Source organism: Catenibacterium sp. UBA627, assembly GCF_002299355.1.
GTDB classification, from domain to species: Bacteria; Bacillota_I; Bacilli_A; order Erysipelotrichales; family Coprobacillaceae; genus Catenibacterium; species Catenibacterium mitsuoka.
The window spans coordinates 1-4,061 of the sequence record NZ_DBPF01000066.1 but is presented as its reverse complement, the minus strand read 5'-3'; the positions used below and the strand labels follow the sequence as shown (position 1 = coordinate 4,061).

The 4,061-nt window shown below is 31.2% G+C and carries 4 protein-coding genes and 1 pseudogene; all 5 read left to right on the top strand.

Annotated elements, in window-relative coordinates; genetic code table 11:
* Window positions 1–1,791: glycoside hydrolase domain-containing protein (locus tag B2S90_RS04635; protein WP_286696605.1), on the top strand; the 1,791-nt coding region annotated here is incomplete at its 5' end.
* A 128-nt stretch (window positions 1,792–1,919) separates the two neighbouring features.
* Window positions 1,920–2,441 (top strand): hypothetical protein, encoded by a 522-nt coding sequence (locus B2S90_RS04630; protein ID WP_286696604.1) that lies wholly within the window; start codon window positions 1,920–1,922, stop codon window positions 2,439–2,441.
* A 222-nt stretch (window positions 2,442–2,663) separates the two neighbouring features.
* Window positions 2,664–3,425, top strand: coding sequence for a TatD family hydrolase (locus tag B2S90_RS04625; RefSeq protein ID WP_055234927.1), 762 nt, complete (start codon window positions 2,664–2,666; stop codon window positions 3,423–3,425).
* Between the two features lie 41 nt (window positions 3,426–3,466).
* Entirely contained in the window at window positions 3,467–3,694 is a 228-nt protein-coding gene (locus B2S90_RS04620; RefSeq protein WP_055234925.1) for a hypothetical protein, read from the top strand.
* Between the two features lie 63 nt (window positions 3,695–3,757).
* Window positions 3,758–4,061: pseudogene (locus B2S90_RS04615) on the top strand (MurR/RpiR family transcriptional regulator); the annotation flags it as partial.

Genomic DNA, 4,061 nt, shown 5'->3' with positions numbered 1-4,061 from the left:
AAAATTCAGCAGCAGCTGAATACAGACTGGTCTGATATCATTGGTGTAGGTCCATGTGATGGTGTTGTCTCAAGATTTACTTCTTATGCATTAATTGCAGCACTACAGGCTGCTGAAGGTATTTATACAAGCTTTATTGGCAGTATTGATAAAAGAAATTTTGGTGATCAGACAGTAGCAAAATTCCCTGGTGTATTAAAGCAGGGGAAGAATGGTACCTATGTAAAGTATAATAAGCTTGTTCAATATGGATTATACTTGAATGGATATGATGCTGGAAGATTTGATGGTAACTTTGACAGTACTACTAAGTCCATGGTTGCATCATTCCAGGAGTTCTATGCATTAACGGGAATTGGGCTAGTTACTTCTGGAGAAGTAAACTGTGCAACAATGAAATCACTATTAACAAGTAAAGGTGATACAGGAAGAAAGTCAAAGGCATGTGACTGCTCCACAGTATTAAATAAGCAGCAGGCACTAGATATTAAGAATGCAGGATATCAGGTGGTAGGTAGATATCTGACAGGAACAGCAAATGGAAAGAGAAAGTTCATCACATTTGAAGAAATCAAAAACATTGAAAGTGCTGGATTAAGAGTATTCCCTATCTATCAGGATGGAGGATATAAAGCAGAGTATTTCCAGAATCTGAGTCAGGGTATTGTAGATGCACATACAGCAATTACAGCAGCTAAGAGAATCGGTGTTCCTGATGGAACAACCATCTATTTTGCAGTAGACTTTGACTGCTATGATTATCAGATGAAATCATTTATTGTTCCATACTTCGAGAAACTGAATTTTGTATTTAATAGTGAAACAAATAATAAAAAGTATAAGGTAGGAATTTATGCACCAAGATATATCTGTTCATATATCAGTAATAAAGGCTTAGCGGAATACTCATTTGTAGCTGATATGTCAAGCGGATACAGCTGCAACTTAGGTTATCCTATTCCGAAGAACTGGGCATTTGATCAGTTCTTTGAATTTAATGAGAGAACAGGTGGGCAATTCCCTTCAAATCCTTCATTTGATTTAGATAAGGTAGGATATTCTGGTAGAGATAAGGGGATTACAACATTTGATAAAGTGGATTATATGTCACCAGATCAATTAGCAGAAAAGAATTCCAATATTATTTTAGATATTCAAAGAGATCAATATGTTTATAATGTATTTGAACCTTTAGGTTATTTAGATAAAGTTTATAATAGCAGTCTTACTTATAAGAAAGAATTTTTATTAGATACTATTTTATTAAATGGTTTGACAATAAAAATAACAGCGGAAGTATCTGGTACATTAACTACTAATTTTGATAGTACTCCGATTACAATCGATTTAAATAATGAAGGAGAGTTAACAGCATCTTGTGAAGCAGAAATAGAAGGTATGATTGCAGGTATGGAAATTAAAGATTTTGAAAATATTGATATTATTAATTCTACTATCAATGATTTAAAAGATGTTGCTAAATCAGTGACATCAGGACAAATAGGTGTGAAAGTGAATTTGAATGGAACTTATCCAAAATTAACATTTGTTATTACTACAGATGATATTTTTCCAGATTCTGCTACTGTAGATCAAGAAATTACAGTTGAAATAAGTTTTGAAATTATTCCAAACCCAACACCTGATGTGGATTATAAATTGGATTCAAAAACTCTAACTAATCTTGCAATATCTGCTGCAGTTGTTATTGGATTAATAGCATTTCTATCTAATCCAGGAACTGCACCATTAGCTCCAGGATATTTAGCATCATTAGGTGTTTTGGCATAAAATTACTAAAGAATTGTATCTATCTAAAAAATAAATACAATTCTTTTTATATTGCCTAAATTTAGTATATAAAAATAGTTGACAGATAATGATGATATGATAAATTACTTATTAGAGGGTGATATTGAATGAGGATTGAAGTTCAAAATAATGTAATTAATAAAGAAGTTCTTGAAAGGAATAAAAAATATTTAATGCCTACTTGGAAGAATAATTTAGCAAGAATATATATTATATTATTTCTTGTACTATCTATAATCTGTTTAATACAGGGAACTTCTGAAATGAGACTATATGCATTTGCTGCTTTTACAGTTGCAGCAGTGTTTTTCTTCGCTCGTATTTACGTTACTAAAAGAAACATCAATTTAATTTTAGCTAAACAAATTGAGATGTTAGGAAAAGAAGAAGTATTTTATTCGTTGATCTTTGGAAATAGTGGTGTCAATATAATTGTATCAAGTGATAAAACAAGTCAAATAAAGTATGAAGATATTAACAAGATAATTGATACACCAAAAGATTTTGTATTTATATGGAAACATAGCTTTTTTATTTTTTGTCAAAAAGATAATTTAAAAAGCGATGAAAAAGAAAAAATATATGAAATAATAAAGCGTATGAATGTAAAGTTAGTAAAGGGAAAATAAATGTTGTATTCAATATAGTGGGCAATGTTGTTTTGCAGATAATAATGAACTATTAAACCTATTACAAAGTTTACCTAATGTTAAGTGGAAAGAGGCTAAACACTGGACACTAATCTAGAAAGTAATAATAGATAGAATTATAAGGACTGTGCATTTACTAATAGGGGTTTATTCCCCTGTTTTTTTTATGTATACTTGATTAAAAGCGAGGTAATAAGAAAAATGTTATTTAATACACATACACATTTAAATAGTGAACAATTATTTGAAAATCGTGATTTATATATTCAGAATGCAATAGATAGAGGTGTGAAGTACTTTACTGTTGTAGGTTATGATTTAGAGTCTTCACGTCTTGCAGTACAGATAGCGCATGAGTATGACTTTATTTATGCTGCAGTAGGTATTAGTCCTAATGATTGTAAAGAGACAACAGATGAGGATTTAGAGGCAATAGAAGCACTTGCGAAAGATCCTAAGGTTGTTGCTGTAGGTGAAATAGGATTAGATTACTATTGGGATGAAGCATCTAAAGAAAAACAGATTGACTGTTTTAAGAAACAGTTAGAAATAGCCAAGAGATTATCTTTACCTGTTACTATTCATGCCAGAGATGCTTATGAAGATACATTTGATATACTTTCTAAGTCGGGTGTAAAAGGTATTATGCATTGTTATAGTGGAAGTTATGAGATGGCTTTAAGATTCATTAAGATTGGTTATTATATTTCTTTGGCAGGTCCTGTTACTTTTAAGAACGCGAAGGTTCCTAAAAGAGTCGCTGAAGGCGTAGATTTAAACTATCTACTTGTAGAAACAGATGATCCTTATCTCACACCAGCACCTTATAGAGGAAAGCAGAATGAACCAGGTAATGTCTATTTTGTTGCCCAAAAGATTGCTGAACTAAAAGGATTAAGCTACGAAGAAGTCGCCAAACAGACAACAGAGAATGCACTTGAAGTATTCCAGTTAAAGAAATAGTAATTAAAATAGAGTATAATATAGTCTATCAGGAGGCTTTTATGAACATTTATGATAAGCTCGAACAATTATCACTTACAGAAAGTGAAAAAATACTTATAGACTATGTTGTAGAACATTCAGAAGATATTATGAATATGTCTGCTTCAGATATTTCTAAAAACAGCTATGTGTCTGTTTCTACTATTTATCGAATTATTGATAAACTAGAACTTTCAGGTTTACAGGCATTTAAATCCCATATTCATTTTGATCGTGAAAGATACTAGAAAGAACTTATTTCAGTGGACTATAACTATCCTTTCAGGATCAATAACACAAACCATGAAATAATGACTAAAATGTTGAATCTCTATGACCAGACACTTCATTCTACATTAAACCTAGTGAATCTAGATGAATTTGGTAAAATTGTCCAGAAAATGTATGATGCAAATGTTATTGCGTTATTTACTTCTATAGGGAATTATTTTATGGCCGAATGTTTTAGGCAGAACATGTTAGAAATAGGTAGAGATATCATAGTAGAAAAACAGATTTTCTATCAAAAAAAGGTTGCTGAAACATTAAAAAAAGGAGATATCGCAATCGTGATCTCCTATGCCAATAGAACACCTCATGTAGAAGATTTCATCC